The following is a 23,512-nucleotide window of genomic DNA, read 5'->3' as shown; positions in this document are numbered from 1 at the left end:
GCAGTGCCCGTAGGATCTGCGAACCATCATCTTGCTCCGTTGTTATGCCATTGTACGATTAGCCGCAATGAGGCTTGCGTAGGCCCGGCCACTATTCTTGATGATTCGTTCTTGGGTCTGATAATCCACGTAAATAATGCCGAATCGCTTGTTATAGCCCCAGGCCCATTCGAAGTTATCGAGCAAGGACCAAACAAAATAGCCACGCACGTCCACGCCGTCTTCAATTGCGTGGGCCACTTCGTCTAGATGATCTAAGACGTACTCGCTTCGTTCATGGTCCTCGATGCTTCCTTCTTCGCTCACGACATCGGTGTAGGCGGCACCATTTTCGGTGATGTACAGTGCCGGCAGAGTTTCATAGTCCCGATGCAAGCGGTTAAGCAGCACTCGCAAGCCCTGGGGATTCACTTCCCATCCCATCGCGGTCCGAGGCAAGTCTCGTGCAGGGAAAGTGACGTATTCACTGCCGACAAACGGCGAAGACTTCGCTGAGTCCGTCGGAACCACCGCGACCGGTTGGTCATGGGGCAGCGGGTGTCCTGAAACGTTGTCATCGTGATAGTGGTTCACGCCCAGGAAGTTCAGCGGCTGGTGAATAGTTTCCAGATCACCGGGCTGAATCAGCTCGGCTAAACCGTAATCACTGACATCTTCGAGGAGATCTTCAGGATAGGAGCCCTTTAATAGCGGATCTAGGTACATGCGATTCCATAACGCATCAATGCGACGAGCAGCTTCCTGATCAACTGGATCGCTAGGATCATTAGGCACAGCATTGGTCAGGTTCAGGGTGATCCCCAGTTCCTGGGCGCCAAGTTCACGCAACCGTTGCGCGGCCAACCCATGTGCCAGGTGCTGATGATGCACAGCAGCCAACGCGGACTTGGGTTCTTGGCGTCCAGGGGCATGCTCTCCTGCAGCATAACCAATCAGAGACGAGCACAGTGGCTCATTAAAAGTTGTCCAATGCTGGACCCGATCACCAAGCTTGTTGTAAACAACTTCGGCATATTCCACAAATTTGTAGGCTGTCTCGCGATTGGTCCAACCACCTTGTTCCTCAAGGGCCTGCGGTAAATCCCAGTGGTACAGGGTCAGCCACGGCAAGATTCCATTTTCGAGCAGCTCGTCAACAAGGCGCGAATAAAAATCCAGCCCCTGAGCATTTACCTCGCGTCCGCCAGGAATCACTCGTGCCCAACTGGTAGAGAATCTATAAGAATCCAGTCCTAGTTCTCGCATCAACTGAACGTCTTCGCGGTAGCGGTGATAATGATCTACCGCGACTTCGAGGTCCTCTCCCCCGGCAATGGCACCTTCCTTACGGGCGAAGGCATCCCAGATAGAGTCTTCCTTGCCGTAGAGGTGCCCGGCACCTTCAATTTGCGCTGCGGCGGTAGCTGATCCAAAAAGGAAGTGCTTGGGCCACGCGAATTCTTGAGATAGATGATGAGTCATTAACCTTTAACAGCTCCTGCCATAATTCCGGATACAAGTTGTTTGCCGGCCACGATGAAAAGTAACAACAGAGGAATCGTGGCCATCAGTGCGCCGGTCATCACGATGGTGTAATCAACATAGCGGGCTGATTGCAACTGGCTCAATGCCACCTGCAGGGTAGGTGTTTGTGGTGCGACAAGCATTGGCCAAAGATAGTCGGTCCATGCGGTCATAAAAGTGAACAGCGACAAGATCGCCATCGCTGGGCGCGCGGCCGGTACACCAACGTGCCAGAAGGTTCCAATCATGGAGGCGCCATCCACTCGGGCAGCCTCGATGAGTTCGTCGGGGATATTGTCCACCAGATATTGGCGCATGAAAAAGACGCCAAAGGCTGTCACCAGGGTTGGGATCATGATCGCGCCCAAAGAACCGGTCCATCCCAGTTCCTTCATCATCATGAACATCGGGATGATCCCGAGCTGGGTCGGCACCGCCAGTGTTGCAATGACAAAAACCAGCAGTCCCTGACGCCCGCGGAAGCGCAACTTGGCGAAGGCGTAACCGGCAAGGGTAGAAAACGTCACCACCGAGAAGGTAATAACGGAGGAAACAATCAAGCTGTTACCCAGTGTCGCCCAGAAATCCACCGAGTCAAAGACCTCAGCCACGTTAGTCCAGAACTGTCCGCCCGGAAGCAGTGGCGGCCATGCCGAAGAAAAGACTGCACCGGTAGAAGAACCGATCACAAAGGAGTACCACAGCGGGTAGGTGCTTCCGATGAGGAAGGCCAGCAGGATGCCGTAGGTGAGAAATCCTGGACGCCGGTCGGCTGAAAAGTTCTTGTTTCGGCCCGGGCGTATCAACTTGGGTCTAGCAGTTGATTGCAAGGTAGCGTTACTCATCGTTGGCACTTTCTCGGAGCGAACCTGTGGGATGGGATTTGATACGTTTGGCTTTTCGGCCTGGAATCCGTCGGGGTCTGCGCTTATCTGAAGACGAGGCGATGGTGCCGGAGATCAAGAAGTTGATCACGCCGATCACGATGATGATCAAAAACAGCATCCAGGCCACGGCCGAAGCCCGCCCAAAGTCCCCGCGGTTGAAGGCCAGATCCCACAGGTAAAGCACCGTGGTTTGATACTGCCGATCAGGTCCGCCCGGGACCGAACTACTGGGGTTGAAGAGTTTGGGCTCGGTAAAGATCTGTAAACCGCCGATGGTCGCGGTGATGATCACGAAGATCATGGTGGGACGGATACTTGGCAGAGTAATGGAGAAGAACCGACGAATGGCCCCTGCCCCATCGATGGCCGCCGATTCGTGTAGTTCCCGAGGTACGGCCTGCATGGCCGCCAGCAAGATCAACGCGTTGTACCCAGTCCAACGCCAGTTCACCATGGTGGCAATAGCCATGTGGGAGGGGAACACATCGGTTTTCCAGGCAATGGTGTCCAGGTTCAGTGCACCGAGCAGGTTGTTGATCAGTCCGTATTTCTCGTCGAAGGCAGTGGAGAAGATCAGCGTGACAGCCACCGGAGTCACCACGTAGGGAACCAGCACGCTCATCCGCCAAAAAGTTTTTGCCCTGATATTTTGATCAAGCATCGCTGCGATGAAGGTGGCAATTACCAGCTGCGGAATGGCGGAGAGCAGGAAGATGCTGAAAGTGTTGAACAGCGAATTCCAGAACAGCGGTGAGGCTAGTTCTGCCTGGTAGTTTTTCAGCCCCACCCAGTCACCGGCTCCACTTAGCAGGTCCCAGTCGTTGATTGATACCACGAAGGTGTAGATCAGTGGGAAGAGGCCAACTAGCGCGAAGAGGATGAAAAAGGGCGAGATATATAGGTATGGGGAGTACTTAAAATCCAGTCGGCCACGCAGGTGCCTGCGACGCATTTTGCGTTCTGCCTTGGCTTCCTGCAGCCTTTCTGGGGTGGGCGTACTGGGTTTTTCGGCCCGTAGTTTCGGCCGTGGCATGGGTGTCGTGGTGCTCATCGGTGTCTTCTTTTCTGCTGCAGTTGCGCTCTGTGGGGCCAGGGTCAGTGATGAACGCTTACCCCACAGGGTGCTGTGTCGGCCAATCCGATTACTTGATTTCCAGTTCCTGCAGCGTTAACAGGGCCGTGTTCCACGCGGTGTCCCCGTCAGTGCCCTTGTCAATGGCGATAGTTGCTGGGCCGAAGACCTGCTCCTGAATCACCGAATCATCCGCGCCCTTGTACTGTGCTTTGACGCCTTCGGCGCGGTTGGAGAGAATTTCACCGATCGGTGCACCGTTGAAGAACTTGGTCAGCTCGTTCTCACCGGTAACGGCCTTGAACTTCTGTGCTTCGATGTTGCTTGGGAAGGCTCCGGCTTCTTCGAAGGAGGTCGCCTGCGAGGTGGCGTTGGTCAGGTACTGCGCGAGCTTGGCCGCCTCAGCGGGATGCTTGGAAGTGCTTGGCACCGTCAGGAATGCACCGCCCCAGTTAGCTGCACCGCCTGGGAAGACATCGGCAAAGTCCCAACCGTCCGATGCGTCACCACCGGCGCCTTCAACCTGGCCCTTGACGTTGCCCAACATCCAGCCTGGGCATGGCATCACTGCGAAGGAGCCGTCGACGAATGCTTGTCCCTTGCCCCAGTCCCATTGGGTCTGTGCCGAGGACAGTCCCTTGGACGCTGCAGCCGAAAGTTGGTCCCACCGCTCACGCAGTGCGGTGTTTCCCTCAATGTTCAGTGAGCCATCGGCTTTGTAGTAGCCTTCGTCGAGCTGGTTGACCATGGCGTTCCAAACAAAACCGGACTGATCGTAGAAGGCTTTGTCGGTTTTCTTCACGTAGTCCTCGCCCACGGAGAAGAAGTCATCCCACGTGGAGTCGGCGCCGCCGAAGAGTTCGGCAACCTGTTCGCGATCGCTGGGCAGACCGGCTGCCTTGAAGAGCTTGCTGTTGTAGCACAGCCCCATTGGTCCAATGTCGGTGCCGTAGCCGATGGTGCGGCCTTCAGCGTCGGTGGCCTGCTTTACTTTCCAGTCCACCCAGTCGCCGGCGATATCTTTGGCACCGTACTCGTTGAGGTCGGTGAAGCTATCTGAAACGGTCATGACTTGGCCAAGCCAGCCCTCTTCTACGGCTTGAACATCGGGCAGTCCGGCGCCGGCTGCTTGCTTGGTTTTCCAGTCGGTCAGTGCATTGCCACCGGTATCAATGTTGGTGGCTTCAATGGTGATGCCTGGGTTATCGGCTTCGTACTGCTTGTACAAGGGATCCAATCCCTGAGTGCCGAAGGTGGTGATGGTCAGGGTGACAGGATTATCCGCGGAGGCTGGCTGGGCGGCGTCCTTGCTATCGCCCGATGCGCAGCCTGCTGCGAGCAGGGCAATACTTGAGCTCAGGGCTACAACCTTGGCTAGCCGAGCTGTTCGTGAGGGGTTCACGGTGACTCCATTCAAGTCTTGTTTGTGCGAGTGAGGTGAGACCAACATATTTTGAGAGCGCTCTCAAAATGTGGCAAAAATATGAGGGTTCTTCCTGAACCCCATTTGCCATGGCAATGACAGCAACTCCGCTTAGCTATTTTGTGAGCGCTCTCACAAAACTTCTTCCATAATTCTCCACGATGGATTCTGCTTGTCAACCCTTAACGAAAAAATCGGCCAGACAACTACCCCAAGGAAAGTTATCTGGCCGATTGAACTAGCTAATGCTAGCCCTTCTTGTTCAACTGCAATCCGACCAGAACCGGATCATGATCCGATGAACGGTACTGGTTCGAGCTAAACAGGTTGGTGATGTTGTAGTTGTAGCGGCTGTATTCATAGCCGACGGATTCGATGGCGTTGATATTCCAGATATCCTGGCCGGTGACCTTGGAAGCCAGCTCTGGGGAAGCCAGAATATGATCCAAGGAACCGCTCAGCCCACCATAAACGTAGCTCTGCGAGTCAGCTTTGGCACCGAGATCAACGTAGCCCGCCTCGGCGAGCACTCGAATTGGATCTTCGGCAGCGTAGGAATTGAAGTCGCCAGCGAGCAAGACCTTCTGGGTGTTACGTGACTTCTTCAGCTGCTCCGCAAAACTAACCAGCGCCTTAGCCTGATCAACTCGATCGGCGTTCCAGGCACCCTGACCATCGCCGGAGTCAGCGTTGCCCGAACCATCCTTCGGGTCTGAGCCCTTCGACTTGAAGTGATTGGCTACGACCACAAAACGAGTCTTCTGATTTCCGCCGACCTTCTGGAAGGCTTGACCCAGTGGTTCGCGCGCATTATCAAAGGCCTCGTCTTCGAGAATGACCGATTCGCCGATCGGCTTCACAGCTTTGTTGCGGTAGATGATTGCGGTGCGGATCACGTCTTCATCAGCCGGGGTAGCATCCGGGCTTGGGACAAACTTCCAGATCTTTGAACCGGCGGCCGAGTTCAACTGATCCACCAGATGAGCTAGGGCAGCATCACGATCCTGGCCGAAGCGAGCCGAGTTTTCAATTTCTTCCAGTACCACGACATCCGCGGTAAATTTGCTCAACGCAGCAACAATTTTGGACTGCTGACGTTCAAAACTGGCCTGGTTGGCAGCTCCGCGGGCATCGCATCCCTGGCGCACGGTCACTGGATTGCCTTCGCGATCCGAGTAGTAACTGCAACCGGAAAGTTCATCGCCGGTAGTGGTGAAGTAGTTCAGCACATTGAAGCTACCTACGGACACATTGCCGCCGACATCCTGTGGGGCACTATTATCGATCTGCTCAAAGTGCAGGGCGATATCTGCGTCATCGGAGCCGATCACCTGCCCCTGAGGCTGCAGTCGCCACAGGTCATACCGGTAGTCCAGAATCATCGGTCCGGTGAAGGTGGTTTCCGCTCCAACACTGACGCGTTGAGCGGAATCAATATACGGCAGGGCAACGGTGGTGTTTTTGGCGGTGCTGAAATTCAAGGTGGCACCATCGTCCACCACGATCGAGCGCTGCTCGTTTTCTTTCTCCAGCTCAGCGGCCTGCGCACTGCCCGGAGCAAAGACGTCGGTGGGCTGACGCAGCAGCTTTTCCCCTGGCAGGATGGAGCTTGTTCCCATGGCTAGGGTCAGTTCACCGTACTGGTTCAGCGAATAGTTATCCGAGACAGTGAACTCCCCCTGAGGTTCAATGAGCATGGATTCGATCTGCTCACGCCCGGCTTCGTCGCTAGGCAAGGTGATGGCCAATGGCTTAACGCTTTCGGCCGGCTCACTCAGGGACTTCACACTCTGGGCTTTGATCTGGGTGAGCCCGTAGTACTCACTGACCGTTCCAGAGACCTGCAGGTGGTCCCCGACCTCAACTGAAGCTACATCGTCCGGGGCGTAAATGAACACCGCCGAGCTTCCTTCTGTTGGAATCTCTGCCCCACTGCCGGCGCTTTGTAGGTAGAATCCGCGAATTCCACCCTCTGCATAGGCGGCGGTAACCACGCCACGTACGGTGGTCTTTTGGCCGACCAATGGGGAGGTATCCCCCGTACCTTGCACCTGCTCGATGGGGGTGATCTCCACTGTGTCAGCCTGAGCTGCCGTGAAGGTGGATGCAACAACAGCCCCAGACAGCAACACTGCCGCAATACTGGTAGTTCGTCTCTTGCTCATAGGTTCCCTCGGTTGATGATCGTTAGGCGGTAGTCAGAACCGCCAATGGCGACTAGGCTTCGAGGTAATCAGAGTTCAGTGAACTACTCGTGAACTCCACACCGCGTTTATAAGGCCTAGCCAAGAACCATCCAAGAGCATCAAGCGGTTTACGTCTAGACGTGATTAAAGGAATATTCTCCCTAATTGAACTGACCGGTCAGTTCAATTAGTCTTGTTTTGTGCTTATCGCAGACTCACTTTCCGTCAAGGGACGCCACGATTTACTGGTGCCCCCCACCTCGCTTCACGTAAATCGCGGAGAGGTACACCTTGTGGTGGCCGACCCGCAAATCTCACGTACCGCCATGGCCCTCGCCCTGAGTGGGCGCATGAAACCATCTGCGGGGACCGTCTCGTGGGGTCACGCTGACTCGCTGAAAACCCTGCGCCAGCACACCGCCCTCCTGGATTCTCCAGAGGTCAACGAACCTGAATCACATATGAAGGTCCGCGATCTCATCGCCGAAGACCTCGCCCTTCTGCCGGGCCCGATCTGGAGAAAACCACGCAATAAGAAGTGGACGGCACTGCACGGGTTCGATGATGTGGCCAAAGAATGGGCAGATTCCCTAGACCCTGCCCGACGGTTGGAACTGCAACTTTTATTGGCTGCAGAAGACTCCCGCATCGAACTTATCGTCCTTGATTCTCCTGATCGCCACGACATGCAAGATGATGTCTGGCTGGATCTCCTGCTTGAATTTGCTGGTTCGAACCGCGCATTCGCGGTCGTCGCAATTGTCAGTAACGCCCCTTACGAGTGGGATGGACCGATTACTTATCTCGGATCCAACGAATACGAAGAATTTGAATCGCCGGAAGAAGCCACCGCGCTCATCTCCGAAGAACCTCTAGTTGAAGAGCCAGAAGAACCCGAAGAACTAGAAGAGCCAGAAGAGCTCGAAAATTCTGAAGCGCCTGCAGAACTAGAAGAACCCGATAAAACTGAGGTTTTGTCGCAAGAATCTGTTCAAGATGAACTGGATCTAGACGTTTCAGAGGCAGCGGAGCAAGAGGCAACGGAGCAAGAATCCACACCGGCCGAACACAGCGACGCAGAACCAACTGTCGCAGAGGATAGCGACGCGAAGGAAAAAGAATGACCACTTTGCAACTTGCGCTCTCCGAGCTAAAGCGCATGACCCGTGGCACCCTGCCAAAGCTGGCGCTCATTGCCGTGACCTGTGTGCCCCTGCTTTATGGTGCCCTCTACCTCTACGCCAACTGGGACCCTCAGGGGAACTTGGACAAGGTCACCGCGGCCGTCGTTAATCTCGATGACGGCGGGGAAAAGGACGGCAAATTCACCCGTGTCGCCGACGATGTCGTTGAGAACCTCGAAGACGATGGGACCTTCAGCTGGGCGCATCTCGATTCGAGAGACGAAGCCGCCGACGCGGTGGCCAGCGGCAAATACGCCTTCGCCCTGGTTCTGCCCGATAACTTCACCGCTGCGCTGCTGTCCCCCGGCGACTTCAAAGATGCCAGCCAGGCCAATATTGAGCTGCTGACCAATGACGCGAATAACTTCATGGTCTCCAACTTCGCAAGGACCCTGACCACCTCGGTGCGCACTTCGGTCTCCGAACAGGTCGGCACCGAAACCGCGTCAGCGATGATCGCCGGCTTTGTAGACATTCACAGCTCCATGGACAAAGCCGCGGACGGCGCACAACAGCTCTACGACGGCACGATCACCCTAGGTGATGGCATCGTGACCCTGGCCGATGGCACCACCAAGCTTGTTGATGGCAGCAGCGATCTTTCCGACGGTGCCGTCCAGCTTAAGGACGGAACCAGCGAACTTTCCAGTGGCCTTTCTCAGTTGGTCACCGGCCAGAAGAAACTGCTCGATGGCAGCAATTCTCTGGCCGATGGCACCGGCGAGCTAGCCACGGGTGCCGATACGCTCAGCGATGGTTTGAGCACCATGAAGTCCAAAACCAAGACCCTGCCAAGCTCGGTCAAACAGCTCAACGATGGCGCCCAGAGCGCCAAGAGCGCTGCCGACCAGTTGGCCACCGGCGCACGTCAGGTCGCCGATGGAAACAAGAAGCTCTCCGACACCGCCGATGACGCCATCTCGGTGATCAACGAGCTGCAGGACGAAACCGACAAGCAACTGCAGAACGTCAAAACCGATACGCAGGCCGAGCTGGACAAGCTGGTAACCGACGGAGTGCTGACCCAAGAGCAGGCAGACACCATCAAGTCCAAGGTCAGCGACAGCGTGGAGAACTCGACGCTAAGCAACACCCTGAAGAACAAGGTGGACAAGGTCAACACCGGCCTTGCAGGACTGCAAGATAACCTGCACACGCTCTCGGATGGTGCCGACAAAGTCGCCGATGGTAACGAACAGCTCGCTACCGGCCTGGGCACCCTTGCCCAGGGCACCAAGACGCTGAACGCTGCGGTACCAAGCCTCGTTGACGGAATTTCCTCGGCCGCTGACGGCTCAGCGAAGCTTGCCACCGGCGCCAACAGCGCCCACGACGGTGCCAAGCAGTTGGCCGCAGGCCAGAAGTCCGCACTGACCGGTGCAACCCAGGCCTCCGAGGGAGCCAAGAAACTGGATTCCGGAGCCGGTTCTCTGGTGACCGGCGCCGACCAGCTCCACAGCGGTTTGGTCCAGCTTTCCGATGGTGTCGGGGATCTGTCCGACGGTACCACCAAGCTCCAAGATGGCTCCAACGAGCTGGCCACGGGCTTGGATGACGGCGTCAAGCAGGTTCCTAACCCGGATAAGAAGACCAGTGAAGAGCTCTCCGACGTGATCGGTAACCCGGTGACGGTAGAGAACACCAAGCAGTCTGAAGTCCAGGTCTATGGTGAGGGTCTAGCCCCATTCTTCATGACGCTGGCGACCTTTATCGGTGTACTAATCCTCACCCAGGTAATGCGACCCATTACCAAGCGCGCGCTACTCTCTAACGGCAGCAACTGGAAGATCTCGCTCGGTGGTTGGATACCATTCGCCGCGATTGCCGTGATCCAGACCAGCTTGCTCTACGCAGTGGTGCACTTCGGACTGGGTCTACACACCGCGCACCCATGGATGGCATGGTTCCTTCTGGTCCTCGCCGCCCTGTGCTTCAGCGCCCTCATCCAAGGCTGCTTCGCCCTGCTAGGAACTGCCGGCAAGTTTGTGGTGCTCGTCTTGATGGTGCTACAGCTGGTCACCGCCGGCGGTACCTTCCCGTGGGAGACACTGCCAGCGCCATTGCACTTCCTGCACCAGATCTTGCCGATGGGTAATGTGGTCGTCGGACTACGTCACCTGGTGTACGGAGCGGAATTGAATGTGCTCTCCGCGGTCGCAGGCTCCTTGCTCATCTACACCGCGATCGGGCTCTTGCTGAGCATGCTTGCGGTACGTAAGGGCAAGACCTGGACCCTGAAAACACTGCAGCCGGAGTTGAAGGAATAATGATGCTTCCAGGTGCTCGTCGTCGAGTTCGCACCACCGATTCCAAGGAACGGCTCTTTGAGGCCGCGATGGAGTTGCTCGGTTCGCGTTCCCCCGAGGCTGTCTCGGTCGATCAGATTGCCGCTGCCGCAGGGGTGTCCAAGGGGACCGTGTACTACAACTTCGGTTCCAAGGACGAACTGGTCAGCCAGATTCTGGAATACGGTGCGGGCAAACTCATGCATCAGCTAACGCAACTGGCCAAGGACGATGATCCTTATCAGGCGCTGAAGTCTATGATCGAGTTCGCCATGGAGTTTGTCACCGGTTATCCGTCCTTCGCCCAATTGTGGATGCAGGAACAGCTGCAATCGGACAAGTCCAGCGACTTTGCGCAGAGCCCGTTGCACCGCCAGGTCACCGCCCTGCTCATCGAAGTGCTCGATCGACTGGTGCACCTTGATCAGGCCGAAAAACTACCGGTGGCCAGCACGATCTTCGGTGCGGCCCTGTTCACCGCTCGGATGAGTAGTACGCGGCGCGATGATCTGGCCCATGAGCAAGTGGTTCGCGCGATCCTGCTCACGGTTGATGGTTTGCTGGCAACCCGGCCTCGCACCACAAACTAGTCGCTTCGATCCCCGGCAGCGCCCCGGAAAAGATCACCACTCCCGGGTAGTTGTTCACCCGCTGCACCACATACTGGTAGCCGGTGAGTGGCAGCCGGGTCAGGAGCTGATCGAGCACGAGCACCGGTGGCTCACGCAACAGGGCGCGAGCCACCAGCAGTGCCGCCTGCTGGCCAGGTTCCAACGGCTCCCCGCCCCGCCGCAACCGCGTTGCTTCCCGTTGCGGCAATGCTTCTAGATCCAGCCCACACTTCTTGGCCAAGTCCAACGCTTTTTCCACGGAAGCTGAGGGGTGACGATACCGTAGGGCCCGGGCAAGAGTGCCACGTTCCGGGACCATACTTTCCAAGGCCGCACCGATCACCTTGCGTCGAGTGGTCGGCAGCAAATCCTCACTGCGCCCCTCGGCAACCCACACCCCGTAGTGGCTCGCACCCAGATTCCCCAGGCTTCCGGTAGCGATCGCGGTCAATAACCTCGTGCGCTGGCGCTCTGCCCCGACGATGTGTATGCGTTCACCGGGCTGAGCCCGCAGTACCGGGAACTGGCCGAAGTCATCGACTGGAAACTGAATTCGCACGGCCGAAAATTGCCCCATGAATTCCTTAGCATCCCTGGTACTGACCAGCGGTGTCCCGGCCCGGGAAAATTGTGCTTCCTGCGCTAGCAGAGGTGCGATGATCCGGCGTCCGGCCTTGTAATTTTGTCGGTATTCTACCGCTTTACCCCATTCGCCCAGGCTCCCGGCGCAGATCCCCATCAAGGTCAGGGCACTGGCCACCGCAGATCCCGGCAACCCCAACATCTGGCACACCGAGACGACCAGCGCCGTGCCCAACAGCGGCACGGCCAACGCCGAGGATCGCAGAGCCGCAGCATAGCGCGCCCGATGCACTGACGCGTCGACGACCTTCTGCGCACTGCTCTGGACCCGCGCCACCTCACGCTGAACCCCGCCACCGGCAGAGATCGCGGTCCTCGCCGCCACCGTGTCCGCAATTCGGGCAGCCAAGTTACCTCGGTGCCGGCGCAGAGTCCTGGCACTGGAAAAAGTTCCACCAGCTAGCCCGAACAAAAACACCGCTTCTAGCGCCAGGGTCAATCCCAAACTTGCCGCCAGCAGGGGGTGCAGCGCGAACAGCCCCACCCCGCTGACCAGCAATAACGGCAGGCCCGCCATTAATGGCACCATTCCAAAGACGATCCAATTGCGGATCGAGGACAGATCATTGGTGGAACGCGCGATAGTGATTCCGGTCGATGGTCCACGTTCGCTCAGCAGCGCATGGGTCACCAGCCCGCGCCGTAATTCCGCCACATAGTTCTGGCCAAGTTTCTCGGCCAGGACCCGTTCCAGAAACTTCGCCACAAAGAATCCGGCCACCAATACCAGCACCCGCAGCGCTAGCCAGAGGTTAAAACCGCCAGCTAGCTGGCCGATCAGCCAGCCAATGGCTAAGGAGAACAACCCCGCGGTGATACCAAGGCTGACCAGTTGTGCCAGCAACTTGCGTCGCCCGGGAGCGTAGAGCTGGGGCAACATTACTTGGCCGGTAGCAGACTGACGGCCACCTCGGCCCGGCACAGCTCGTAGGTGCCGATCACCGGTGTGGACAGCTGAGCCTGAGCTTCCTGGGTAGCTAATGGTGACGCGGTCACCACCCCGCAGACCGCAGCGAGATCCACACCTGCTTCTAGCAAAATACGCTCGCCGGCCTGTGCACCTAACGAGTCCTGCGCGCTAAAGAGCACCCGATCCACATGCTGGGTAAAGATCGGGTCAGCAAGAAGCCGCGAGGTTTCACCCTGGAATAGTCCGTCGGCAATTTCGATGACGACCGCATCGGCACCCGTGGCACTTTGCTCTCGGATCATCGCCACCAGCAGCGAGCGCACCGTCTCGTACTCCAAACGGTAGGTGGTCGGGAAGCCGAAATCGGTGAAGTCGCAGACGCTGAAGGCCCCGGCATCGGTGAACAGGTTCGGGTCATTTCCGGCGCCGGTTCCCGTGGCCTTGCCCGCGGCAACGTTCAATCCTGCATTGACCAGCCCATTGACGAGGCACCCTAGGGTGGTGGACTTTCCGGAGTTCATCGAGGTTCCCAACACTGCGATGACCGGCGGGTGCACGGCTCCGGATTGTGCAGCCTGCGGTGATTCGTTGTTGATGTCTAGGGGTGCAAAGTCTGCGAGGTTAACTACCTGACCGTGGCGCATCAGCAAACCCACTGGCTCTAGTTGCGTGGCCTGATCGATGGAGGCATGCTGTTCGATCACTTCACTGGCCACGCCGCCTGAGGCCACCAACTGGCATGGCCCCAAATCCTTGGGAACGTGGGCCAGGAACTGGTCCGGTGCATAGCGATGGCCGTAGGCGACCATGATTTCTTGTCCGACAAACATCAGTTGGCGCCGGGATACCGGGGATTGCAAACGGGTGTGCTTACCTAGTTCGCTGACCTTCGCGATCACCACATCCCCTGCTGAAGGAACCATTGACGCCCGGTAGAGGATCTGGAAGTCTTGGGGATTGCGCTGGACTTCTGCGGCCACAAAACGCGTGGTGTAGGCGACTCGTATGCTCTGGGCACGTGGTGCGTCCAAAACCTGGTGCACTTCATCACGGGCAACGCTGCTCTGAGCTGGAAGTGTTTCTGCGATGACGGCCATAGTCCCATTCCTCTTTCACACATGAACCGTGGCACTTTTCGGTGCTACGGTGTTGGCGGTGCTGCCAACAGTGTTCAGTGAAACGAGTAATGGTTAATCAAAGATGAACTGAAGCTGGTGTCTTCCCGTGGGAGAGATGAGAGGGTTTTCATAACCCCAGATCATCCAAATAATGCTCTTTGACTAGTGCATAAGAAAATATTCGGTGAGAGTTTTCTCATTCGGGCCGGGGAGCTACGAAATGCGTCACCCGGGCATCCCGCGCATCTAGATGCGAGTACGAATAGTTGGTTTCCAATACGGTAGTCCCCAACGTCGGATAATTCATCGCCAACTCGTAGACGGCTTCCTCATCCGAATCAACCGATGCCAATCGCAAGGCGAGTTCTTGAAGGATGGGTTGGTGTCCAATGACCAGCAAAGTACTGACGGTATCGGGCACTTCGTTGATAATGGAACACAGCTCAGACACCCCTGCACCATAGATCCTGGAGTCCACATAGGGCGTTGGCCCCTTTTCGCCCAGCTCAGAAAGCACCCATGCGCAGGTCGAACGTGCACGTAACGCATCCGAACACAGAATGTAGTCCGGTATCAGATCGTTCTCCACGAGCCACGCGCCAGCCGAGGGAGCCTCACGGTTTCCGCGCGCGGCCAAGGGGCGATCATGGTCGGCCAGTCCCAATGGATAGTCGGACTTGGCATGGCGCATCAAGATCAACTTACGCGTGTGCATGGTATTCATATTCTCAGCTTAAGACAGTAGCGGCGGGCAAACCGAATATGGTTTGCCCGCCGCTACTGGGAAACGACCTTAGATCGAGTATTCAGGTGCTGCCCAAACGACAACTTCTGGGTGCTCATAGAAGCGGTAACCCTGACCGCGCACGGTGCGCACGGTGTTAGCCAAGCGCCCAAGCTTGGAGCGCAGGCGACGGATATGCACGTCGATGGTGCGCTCGTTGGGAACCTCTTCGGCATTGCGCCACAGGTTTTCAAGCAGTTCTTCGCGACCCACGGTGCGAGTACCGTTTTCAACGAGGAAGTTCAGCAGTTCGAACTCCTTGAAGGTTAGGTTCAGCGTTTCACCGTCCAGGTACACTTCTCGACGTGACAGGTCGATCAGCACGCCCGAAGGACGTGGAGTGCTCGGACGAGCTTCGGTGCGTGGGCGACGCGAAACCGTTGGGTCACCCAATGCCTGACGGACAACGTCAATGGGTTCACCCTGGGCACTGGTTGGTGCCAGTGCAACAGCAGCATGGGTCTGTGCTTGTGGTGAGAGGGTGGCCAAGAACGCGCGAACCTGGGTCGCCAGCTTGCCCAGCGAGGTGCCCTGTGCCTGCGCTGCGGCTTCGTCTAGTCCGACATACAGGACAAATCCTCGTGCCGAGGTATCTGCGCTGGCCTGACCGGCTGCCTGTACCGGAGCGTTGGTCGACTGATGCGTTGTTTCACGAGTTTCATGAACGTTAGAAACTGCACGCAGTGGGCGATAACCTGCTGGAGCATAGTTGCCAGTGGCCTGGCGCTGTGCAGCAGCTGCGCGGTTCTGCGCGTTGCGAATTGAAACGTGGACGTATCCGGATCCAGCCGACATGATGTTTTCCTCTTTTAGTGCGAAGGCCAAGTGGTTTGGCGCTCGTGCTTCGGGTTTTGCTTGCGCTGTTCGCGGCCTTCGTCCACGTTCAGCAGTTGGGTTCCCCGTCAGCGACTGACAAGATGTCGATTACGAATTACTCGTAAATTCCATTTATCTTTCGCTGACGCCGAGCATTCGATTGCAACTTGCATCGGTACGCCACGGCTGTCCGCCGGGATACTTTTTGCTGTTCTGCGCCGTACTCACACCTCTAGTTTCCTCGTAACATTGTCAACTTGCAAGTAACAAACCAGGGGCATGTCCACATAGTGAGACAATAATGCTCAAAGGTGATGCACGCCACGTTAGCCATATCGAGGGTATCTAAGCGCTTAACTAAGCAATATGTTCAATACTCTAGTCACCAATAGAACACATCGACTGGTCCATTCATTGCGATGTATAAGCATTCATGGCGACACGCTGTCCACACTTCAATCATTCGCCGATCGGCAAAGTTGACCAAATTAAGCACTATCCATCAGCAATTTTCCTGCATAAACTCGACATACAGTCATAGCTCCCGCACAGCAAAAACATATTCTTACCCCATGGCAATAGGAGACGCTTTTAAACATGAATGAATCTCGGTTTTCACCTTCGCAATTGCCCCGTCTCACCCATCCTGATGGCACCCCCATTAAAGTCCTCGTAGTCGACGACGAACCATCGCTGGCCGAACTAGTCTCCATGGGAACCCGCATGCTCGGCTGGGAAGCCACCGTCGCACACGATGGTCCAGAAGCCGTCGCCACCGCACGTAACCTGGCACCAGATGTTCTTGTCTTGGACTGGATGCTGCCCGGCTTTGACGGCCCAGAAGTGCTACGCAAGGTCCGCACCCACTTCCCCGAGATTCCCGTACTGTTCCTCACCGCCAAGGACGCGGTCGAAGATCGCATCGAAGGTTTGGGCGCAGGCGCCGATGACTACGTCGCCAAGCCATTTAGCCTCGAAGAGGTGCTGATCCGCTTGCACCGTTTGGTGGAGCGCTCGGGCGCCGCAGCAGCAGACTCTGCCGAACTGGTCGTCGGTGATTTGGTCTTGAACATGGACTCCCACGATGTCTCCCGTGCTGGCCGTGACATTTCGCTGACCGCCACCGAGTTTGATCTGCTCAGCTACTTGATGAGCAACGCTCGTCGCGTGGTTTCCAAGTCCCAGATCCTTGATAACGTCTGGCACTACGACTTCGATGGCCAGGCAAATATCGTCGAACTTTACATCTCCTACCTGCGCAAGAAGATCGACGTTGACGCAGAGCCAATGATCCACACCGTACGTGGCGTTGGCTACGTACTGAAGCCGGCGGCATGAGTTTTTTCTCCCCTAGTACCAAGGTCAGTTCCCCCCACTCCTTGCAGCGCAAACTCCTGTTGATCCTGCTGACTTCGTTGACCGCTGTCTCCGTCTTGTTGGGTGTGCTCTACAACGCGGGCATGCGCCAAACCCTGATGGATCAGCTCAACAGCCAGTTGCGGTTGACGACCGAGCGCGCGCTGAATTACTCACAGGGCGCGCCAGCGGTGAACTCTCGCTTGGATGCACCAGGGCAGTCCGCGGGCACGCTCACCGCGCGCTTCGTTGATAAGTACGTCTTCAATGGCGGAGTGCTTGATGAGCGCACCGGTGAATTGCAACAGCTCAGCCAGGAAGATGCCATCCCGATGGTAGATCTTGAGCTCAGCGACGTTCATCAGGACAGCGATAATTTCCACCCGGTACGCGCCCACCTGACGGTCGGCGACTACTACCTCGTCGCGGTCAAAGATTCTGGATCCAATGGCATCCTGATCGTCGGATTGCCACTACACAGCACCGACATGGCGCTGCGCGGGATGGCATGGCTGACACTATTTATCGCGTTGATTTTGATCGCTGGTGCCGGGTTGGCTGGGTCGTGGTTGATTTCCCGTTCCCTAGCTTCCTTGAAGCGCGTGGCCTCCGTGGCGGCGTCCGTGGCAGAAGAGGATCTGGATTCAGGCAAGGTCGCGCTGACCCAGCGGGTGCCAGCTGCCGATGCTGTTCCCGGGACCGAAGTGGGCAACGTCGGCAATGCGCTGAACGCCATGATTAGCAATGTTTCCACGGCGCTGACCGCTCGCGAAAAGTCGCAGGCCCAGATGCGCCAGTTTGTGGCCGATGCCTCGCACGAATTGCGCACCCCGCTCTCCTCAATTCGCGGTTACACCGAATTGCTATCGGCCACCGAGCACTTCTCGCCAGACGGCCAACGCTCGGTAGACCGCGTGCTTCAGCAAAGTAGCCGCATGGGAACCTTGGTGGAGAATCTGTTGCTGTTGGCTCGTTTGGACGAAGAAAGTTCGTTTAAGCGCAGTAGCTTGGATCTGAGCATGCTCACCGCCGATATCACCGAAGATTTCAAGCTCACCGCCAGCGACCATCATTGGAAATTCGAATGCCTCGCTGAACAAACAACGGTCTTTGGTGACGCAGCCGCGCTACGCCGAGTCATCACCAATTTGCTGGCCAACGCGCGCAAGCACACCTCCGCGGGCAATACCGTCACCGTGACCATTGACCAGGACGATGACACCGACGAAGCAGTACTTGAAGTGCACGACACCGGCGAAGGCATCGCGCCTGAGTTCCTCCCCAAGGTGTTCGAACGCTTCACCCGAGCCGATAAGGCTCGATCCGGATCCGATGGCACCACCGGGCTGGGCCTGCCGATCGCCAAGAGCATCGTCGAAGCTCACGGCGGTAGCATTTCGGTACGCTCCGAACCGGGCAACACGGTCTTCGAGGTTCGTCTGCCACTGGCGGATGAGGAAACCGAGCCAGAAACACCTCAGGCCACGATCAAGTGATCGTGGCCTGAGGGCTAAAGCTTGATGCGGTTAGGCAATCGGTGGGGTGACGCCGTACAGGCGGTCACCGGCATCGCCCAGACCTGGAATGATGTACGACTTTTCGTTCAGTTTCTCGTCCAACGAAGCGAGCACAACATGTACTCGATCGTCGTCCCCATGGATTTCTTCCAAGCGGGCCACGCCCTCAGGGGCGGCGATCAGGCAGATGCACGTCACGGACTCGGCGCCACGATCGAAAATGAACTTAATGGCTTCAGCCAAGGTTCCACCGGTAGCCAGCATCGGGTCAAGCACGAATACCTGTCGGCCGGTCAGGTCGTTAGGCACGCGGTCGGCATAGGTGATGATGTCCAGGGTTTCTTCATTGCGAGCCATACCCAGGAAGCCGACCTCAGCGGTAGGCACCAGACGGGTCATGCCTTCAAGCATGCCCAACCCGGCGCGCAAGATAGGAACAACCAACGGAGTTGGCTTGGCAATAGCAGTGCCAACGGTGGTAGCAACCGGGGTCTGAACCTCAACTCGTTCGGTTCTCACCTCGCGGGTTGCCTCGTAAGCAAGCAGGGTTACCAGTTCGTCAGTGAGCTGACGGAAGATCGAAGACGGGGTGTTCTTATCTCGAAGAACCGAAACCTTGTGTGCCACCAGCGGGTGGTCGACTACCTGTACGCGCATAAGTAGAAATCTATCAGCACCGCTATGCTCGAATCGATAGAAAACCCCGAATTTCCGCTCATAAACGATAATGATGTGCCCAAAGAAACAGGAATGAGGCCCAAGCACGTAGAGTAAAAGCACTATGGTGCACGAATACGATGCTTGGATGGACCTCGCGCTGAGTGAAGCACGCGCGGCTCTAGTCACCGATGATGTCCCCATCGGCGCGGTGATCTTCTCCCCCGACGGTCAGGTGCTTGCCACCGGACGCAATGAACGCGAGGCGATCAAAGACCCCACCGCTCACGCGGAAGTCGTGGCCATTCGCAATGCAGTACGCGCGCTGGAAGCACGAGGTGAAAGCGACGGGTGGCGTCTAGAGGATTGCACCCTGGTGGTGACCCTTGAGCCCTGTGCCATGTGCGCCGGAGCGATCGTGCTTTCAAGAATTCCACGGCTGGTCTTCGGCGCGTGGGATGAAAAGGCCGGAGCCTGCGGATCAGTGTTCGACATTGTTCGCGAACCCCGACTCAATCACTGGGTCGAAGTCTATTCGAGGGTGAAAGAACAGGAATGCGCGGAGCTCTTGCGGCAATTTTTCCGGGCAAAACGCGGCTAAACCCGTCAATTCGTGTGTTTCGAACCACTTCAGCCGGATTATTGGGTTCTCGTTTTTGTATTCACCTTAGGTTCGGTATAGAGTTATCAGGTCTGGTGACGTGTCCGAGCGGCCGAAGGTGCAACACTCGAAATGTTGTGTACGGTAACCCCGTACCGTGGGTTCAAATCCCACCGTCACCGCCAAGAAAACCCCGTAGATTCAACGAATCTACGGGGTTTTACTTTGCCTGAGTGCTAGTTGGAGAATAGGTCTACGAGCTTGCCCTTGGCATCCCACAGTGCCAGTGAATCTCCCCCATTGTTCAGTATCGCTGCACCGCCTAGGTAGAACGCATCATCGCTATTGGTTCCTGGCCCGGGGTACACGCGTAGTTTCTCACCCGGCTTCAAGACGTAGCCGTCGCCGACCTGCAACTTATTATTAGCAGCATCACGAATCAAGTAGCCACTGACGTCAATGGTGCGATGTCCGGTGTTCTCCAAGATAACGTGTTCGCCGTTTTCCGGGGTTACGTCGCTGCCTGGCACGTCGTTGATGGCATCCGAAATCACTACACCATTATTTGCAGGGAATACCTTTTGCCCGTCGAGGTGACGGTCGATTTGCTGCGGAAAGTCGCCGGTAATGCGTTCAACGCCTAAAGCCAATGCTTCGTCTGCAACTTCAGTGGCATCGACCGTGTAAACGCCTAGGTCCAACCCCGCATCCTTCACACGTTTCGCTCCGGCAGCATCAAGGGTGCGGTAGCTGGTACCAAAAGCGTCTGCGTAAGTGGCGTAGTGCTCAAGCACCTGAGCAGACGGTACGGTTCCGGTAAGTTGTTGCAAAGGCACGTCGGGAGCCAACTGGGCAAAACGCTCATTGGAGGCGGCATCAAAACCCAAAACTTCGATCTTTCCCGCACGGAGCAAGGAATTCCATTGGTCTTCGTTGGCCAGCGCATCGGCGACTACCTGCTCGACCCCTGGAGATTTTGCGGGATCTTTGATCTCAATGAACACGCCAGTCTGGCCAGTCAAGGATCCAGGAACATCGTCAAAGCGCGGGATTTTGGTCCCGATAAACTTGTCTGAGAAATATGAGCCTGCATCCAATTGTTGTAGTTCTTCCCATGTGAACGAGGTAATCGGATCATTGGCACGATCCGGAAAGATGTCTTCAACGTTGGTGGTGCGAGCAGGTGTGCCATCGTGGAAAATGAACGGCACCCCGTCTTTTGAAAGCTGTACGTCGATTTCAATGAAATCAGCGCCGGACTGACTTCCGGTTCTGATTGCTTCCAAAGTGTTTTCTGGTGCCACGCCCGCAGCGCCGCGGTGCCCAATAACTAATGGGTTGCCTTTGGAGGTCTCACTGTCGTCGGCGACTGTTGGGACTGAAATTCCAGCAACGAGGCAGAGAGTTGCCACGCCAAGGGTGATACTGCGCAGTTTCATGTTGGGTATCCTTTGGTGTCGTTGATGAACACCCAACATGCTTTCGTGCGTGCATGACCTTCACTTCACGCAAAGTTGAAGCGAAGATTAATCTTTCCTAATCAATGACGTGTTCGCTGAACGTTGTCTCCAAAGTTGTCCCGTTCAACTCAAGATAGATCTGGCCCTCAGTTACCGAAACGGACATCGTGTTTCTGCGTGTTAGGCAACGCACGGCGTCATCGATGAAGCTGGGATCAAAAGATCTAAAACGGATGTCTTCAGCCTGGTGGATAGTCTTGCCGCGCCACGCCGAAAGCAGTTTCTCCGGATCACGATGGGTATAGATTGCAGCGCGGTCTGCGCGCTTGCTTCCAAGATGTAGACGTTGGGCATCTGGCGCACCGACTTCAATCCACGCCGTGATAAGTCCGGTCAGATCTTTGACAAGAATCGCTGGCTCTTCACCAGTTGATACTCCACCGGCCGAGAAAGCGATACCTTCTTCATATTCCAAGCAGTAAGCAAGAACTCGCGTGATCATGTAAGCGTCTGTTTCAGACGGATGTTGCGCCACACGCAGTGACAAATCCTCGTAAACCCCGCGATCTACGTCAGCAAGTTGAACCTCAAAAGTGTACATAGTCGCGCCGATAGCCATAGTTCTCGAGTTTACAGCGGTTGAGACGCAGCTGAGCGCCATCCACCGTTCAGCATCTAGGATGCTTCGGGGAATATTCGAATGATACGGACGTTTTGAGAATTCTTCTTCCGACCATCGATCTGTTCAGATAGCAATTTATCTATCCGCGCTAGGCCAATTATGGGCGGTGGCGAGGATTCATAGGTGACTTCGCCGGGCGGATGGATCTTGATCTTATGAGGGTATTCCCGAACGACTTCTTCAGTCCATCCGGGAGCTTCTTTGGCCAAATTGCAGAATTCACATTTCATGCACCCATTGCTGCAGCTAGTTTTCCCACCCTTGCTGTGCTGATGCACATGATCTGCGTGGCGAGGTTTGTTATTGCAATATGGGGTGCGGCAGTAAGGGTCTCTTAGCTGCAGAAGTTTGCGTAATGACCCTTTGAAGAGCCGCTCTTTAGAATCCATCGCCACCAGATCCTGGCCACCAGGCATGGTGTAGAGCCGCCGTATCGTTGGGAAGACTCTGATTCTGCGACGCAACAGGTCAAGTTCTGAAATTGGGGAGCAATCATCAATCTCGTCGTAGGCTTCTACCAAGCGCCTGGCATAGTTTGCCGGCACCGTGCCGTAGCCAGGGATTGTGGCCGGTTCGTTCCCATCCATCAATAAAGCCATATCCGTCATTACAAGATTTACGTGCAGCTTTATAGGCAGTGGCTTATCCGAGGGGTGGCCGGTGAGCCGCGAGACCAAAAGATCTGCCTTGAGCTGAGAAATTGAGCGCTCATCGCCGGCCTTTTTCAGCTGCTGAGCTTCATGCTCAAGTGAAGCTTCCACCGCAATACCCACTTCGATAGGCAAGCTGGCGTTCAACTTGACGCAGTCTTTTCCTTTGAAGAAGGAAACTCCGCGGTGGTTCGTCTTGCGTTCAATGTCTTCATCACGATTTTCACCGCGGACTTTGTCTACTGCTTTTTGGGAGAGATCACGGGCCTCACTAACTGAGGCAGTGTCAAACATGGCTGGAGCCTTGGCGAAGAACCTATCAAACTCTCGGCGTTCTGCTCTGCTCATATCTTCCAGCGGAGCCAAGATGGCCATGATCAATTTTTCACTGAAGTCGCCATGCTGATACCGCGAAAATAGATATGGTAGGTCAGCAATCAAGAAACGCATGCGACGCACATACGCCAGGGACCCATTCTGTGAGCGACGACGTGCCATTGCCACTTGATGAGCCGTTCCGCGCTGTTTAGCTGTCGCCGGCCCATTAAGAGTTCCGCCCTGAGTAGCGTCTAGATGAGCCGTTACTCGCGCTTGAACCGAAGCGAGAAAAGCCGTCTGAGATTCAATTTTCTGAAGTGCTAAAACGCTAAGAGTAGGGTCATCCGAGGCGAGCACCTCTTTGATAAATGACATTTCCTGTTCAGAAAGACATGGAGTATTAGCGAAGGTAGTTCCCACAGGAACCGTATCTTCGAAATCACTACCGAACACTTCATTGTCTTCGAACATATATCCAGTATACGCTCAACATCCCTTTAAAAACAGGGGTTATTCACAAGAGTTATTTCGGTCGCGGACGTGGAAAATTCGAAAACTCGTCCGTCTTAAGCGTCCTTGTCCGGGTGTTCGTCGGCCCATTGATGGGCGCGTGAGACCAATTGCTTCGAGAGGGCGGACAGATCGCCCTTGGCACTGCCCAAAGCAACGCCGAGTAAGAAGGTACTCAATGGTGCGGCAGGGCGGGCGACCTCGTGAGCCACGTGCTTGGCAACGTCCAATACCGTCGCGATGTCGACTTCGGTGGCGTCCAGGCCGAGTTCTTCGGTGGCGGCTTCGAGCCATTCGGTCAGTGCTTCGGGAGGCAAATGTACAGCCACGTTAGTCCTTT

At 56.2% G+C, this 23,512-nt stretch carries 20 protein-coding genes and 1 tRNA gene; 7 read left to right on the top strand and 14 right to left on the bottom strand.

Going from position 1 to position 23,512, the window contains the following annotated elements:
* Positions 1 to 42 precede the first annotated feature (42 nt).
* From QMQ05_RS02455 to QMQ05_RS02435, 5 genes are all read right to left on the bottom strand, one after another.
* Positions 43 to 1,461 carry a GH1 family beta-glucosidase gene (locus QMQ05_RS02455; RefSeq protein ID WP_345472733.1) on the bottom strand — a complete coding sequence of 473 codons (1,419 nt, stop codon included), beginning with the start codon at positions 1,459 to 1,461 and terminating at the stop codon, positions 43 to 45.
* The gene (locus QMQ05_RS02450) at positions 1,461 to 2,348 is read right to left on the bottom strand and encodes a carbohydrate ABC transporter permease (RefSeq protein ID WP_345472731.1); all 888 of its coding nucleotides are present in this window, start codon (positions 2,346 to 2,348) and stop codon (positions 1,461 to 1,463) included. The genes QMQ05_RS02455 and QMQ05_RS02450 overlap by 1 nt, the downstream gene beginning before the upstream one ends.
* Positions 2,341 to 3,441, bottom strand: coding sequence for a carbohydrate ABC transporter permease (locus tag QMQ05_RS02445; protein WP_434063167.1), 1,101 nt, complete (start codon positions 3,439 to 3,441; stop codon positions 2,341 to 2,343). Before QMQ05_RS02445 ends, QMQ05_RS02450 begins: the two co-directional genes overlap by 8 nt.
* A 91-nt stretch (positions 3,442 to 3,532) precedes the next feature.
* Entirely contained in the window at positions 3,533 to 4,864 is a 1,332-nt protein-coding gene (locus tag QMQ05_RS02440; RefSeq protein WP_345472729.1) for an ABC transporter substrate-binding protein, read from the bottom strand.
* Between the two features lie 269 nt (positions 4,865 to 5,133).
* Entirely contained in the window at positions 5,134 to 7,050 is a 1,917-nt protein-coding gene (locus QMQ05_RS02435; RefSeq protein WP_345472727.1) for an ExeM/NucH family extracellular endonuclease, read from the bottom strand.
* Positions 7,051 to 7,367: 317 nt separating this feature from the next.
* On the opposite strand from QMQ05_RS02435, the gene QMQ05_RS02430 reads away from it, so the two are divergent.
* The 3 genes from QMQ05_RS02430 to QMQ05_RS02420 are packed head-to-tail and all read left to right on the top strand — an operon-like array spanning position 7,368 to position 11,130.
* Positions 7,368 to 8,195 (top strand): ABC transporter ATP-binding protein, encoded by an 828-nt coding sequence (locus QMQ05_RS02430; protein WP_345472725.1) that lies wholly within the window; start codon positions 7,368 to 7,370, stop codon positions 8,193 to 8,195.
* On the top strand, positions 8,192 to 10,522 hold the full coding sequence (locus QMQ05_RS02425; protein ID WP_345472723.1) for a YhgE/Pip domain-containing protein: 2,331 nt from the start codon (positions 8,192 to 8,194) through the stop codon (positions 10,520 to 10,522). The genes QMQ05_RS02430 and QMQ05_RS02425 overlap by 4 nt, the downstream gene beginning before the upstream one ends.
* Entirely contained in the window at positions 10,522 to 11,130 is a 609-nt protein-coding gene (locus QMQ05_RS02420) for a TetR/AcrR family transcriptional regulator (RefSeq protein WP_345472721.1), read from the top strand. Before QMQ05_RS02425 ends, QMQ05_RS02420 begins: the two co-directional genes overlap by 1 nt.
* Here QMQ05_RS02420 and QMQ05_RS02415 read toward each other — a convergent pair.
* The 4 genes from QMQ05_RS02415 to QMQ05_RS02400 form a co-directional block, all read right to left on the bottom strand.
* Entirely contained in the window at positions 11,084 to 12,715 is a 1,632-nt protein-coding gene (locus QMQ05_RS02415) for an ABC transporter ATP-binding protein (RefSeq protein ID WP_345472719.1), read from the bottom strand. The two genes, QMQ05_RS02420 and QMQ05_RS02415, sit on opposite strands and share 47 nt — an antisense overlap.
* Positions 12,673 to 13,800 (bottom strand): DUF1611 domain-containing protein, encoded by a 1,128-nt coding sequence (locus QMQ05_RS02410; RefSeq protein ID WP_345472717.1) that lies wholly within the window; start codon positions 13,798 to 13,800, stop codon positions 12,673 to 12,675. Before QMQ05_RS02410 ends, QMQ05_RS02415 begins: the two co-directional genes overlap by 43 nt.
* A gap of 217 nt (positions 13,801 to 14,017) precedes the next feature.
* On the bottom strand, positions 14,018 to 14,545 hold the full coding sequence (locus tag QMQ05_RS02405) for a SixA phosphatase family protein (protein WP_345472715.1): 528 nt from the start codon (positions 14,543 to 14,545) through the stop codon (positions 14,018 to 14,020).
* A 69-nt stretch (positions 14,546 to 14,614) separates the two neighbouring features.
* Positions 14,615 to 15,400, bottom strand: coding sequence for a winged helix-turn-helix domain-containing protein (locus QMQ05_RS02400; RefSeq protein WP_345472713.1), 786 nt, complete (start codon positions 15,398 to 15,400; stop codon positions 14,615 to 14,617).
* Positions 15,401 to 16,018: 618 nt separating this feature from the next.
* On the opposite strand from QMQ05_RS02400, the gene QMQ05_RS02395 reads away from it, so the two are divergent.
* Both QMQ05_RS02395 and QMQ05_RS02390 read left to right on the top strand, forming a co-directional pair.
* Complete coding sequence (locus QMQ05_RS02395) at positions 16,019 to 16,759, top strand: response regulator transcription factor (RefSeq protein ID WP_058256285.1); 741 nt, start codon at positions 16,019 to 16,021, stop codon at positions 16,757 to 16,759.
* Positions 16,756 to 18,273, top strand: coding sequence for a sensor histidine kinase (locus QMQ05_RS02390; protein ID WP_345472711.1), 1,518 nt, complete (start codon positions 16,756 to 16,758; stop codon positions 18,271 to 18,273). Before QMQ05_RS02395 ends, QMQ05_RS02390 begins: the two co-directional genes overlap by 4 nt.
* A 30-nt stretch (positions 18,274 to 18,303) precedes the next feature.
* Here the strand turns inward: QMQ05_RS02390 and upp are convergent, their stop codons facing one another.
* On the bottom strand, positions 18,304 to 18,951 hold the full coding sequence (gene upp, locus QMQ05_RS02385) for a uracil phosphoribosyltransferase (RefSeq protein WP_058256283.1): 648 nt from the start codon (positions 18,949 to 18,951) through the stop codon (positions 18,304 to 18,306).
* 124 nt (positions 18,952 to 19,075) lie between these two features.
* Between upp and tadA the strand changes: the two genes are divergently transcribed.
* Entirely contained in the window at positions 19,076 to 19,552 is a 477-nt protein-coding gene (gene tadA / locus QMQ05_RS02380) for a tRNA adenosine(34) deaminase TadA (protein ID WP_334121932.1), read from the top strand.
* Positions 19,553 to 19,646: 94 nt separating this feature from the next.
* Positions 19,647 to 19,737, top strand: a tRNA-Ser gene (locus QMQ05_RS02375).
* 51 nt (positions 19,738 to 19,788) lie between these two features.
* Here the strand turns inward: QMQ05_RS02375 and QMQ05_RS02370 are convergent.
* From QMQ05_RS02370 to QMQ05_RS02355, 4 genes are all read right to left on the bottom strand, one after another.
* A complete protein-coding gene (locus tag QMQ05_RS02370; RefSeq protein ID WP_345472707.1) occupies positions 19,789 to 20,991 on the bottom strand; it encodes a glycerophosphodiester phosphodiesterase family protein in 1,203 nt (400 codons plus the stop codon).
* A gap of 97 nt (positions 20,992 to 21,088) precedes the next feature.
* Positions 21,089 to 21,631, bottom strand: a complete 543-nt coding sequence (locus QMQ05_RS02365) for a YaeQ family protein (protein WP_345472705.1) — start codon at positions 21,629 to 21,631, stop codon at positions 21,089 to 21,091.
* A gap of 56 nt (positions 21,632 to 21,687) precedes the next feature.
* Positions 21,688 to 23,133, bottom strand: a complete 1,446-nt coding sequence (locus tag QMQ05_RS02360; RefSeq protein ID WP_345472703.1) for an HNH endonuclease — start codon at positions 23,131 to 23,133, stop codon at positions 21,688 to 21,690.
* A 95-nt stretch (positions 23,134 to 23,228) separates the two neighbouring features.
* A complete protein-coding gene (locus QMQ05_RS02355) occupies positions 23,229 to 23,501 on the bottom strand; it encodes a DUF6457 domain-containing protein (protein WP_345472701.1) in 273 nt (90 codons plus the stop codon).
* Between the last annotated feature and the right edge of the window lie 11 nt (positions 23,502 to 23,512).

This window comes from Glutamicibacter sp. B1 (assembly GCF_039602135.1).
Classification (GTDB): domain Bacteria; phylum Actinomycetota; class Actinomycetes; order Actinomycetales; family Micrococcaceae; genus Glutamicibacter; species Glutamicibacter ectropisis.
This window is presented reverse-complemented; position numbering and strand designations above follow the sequence as displayed.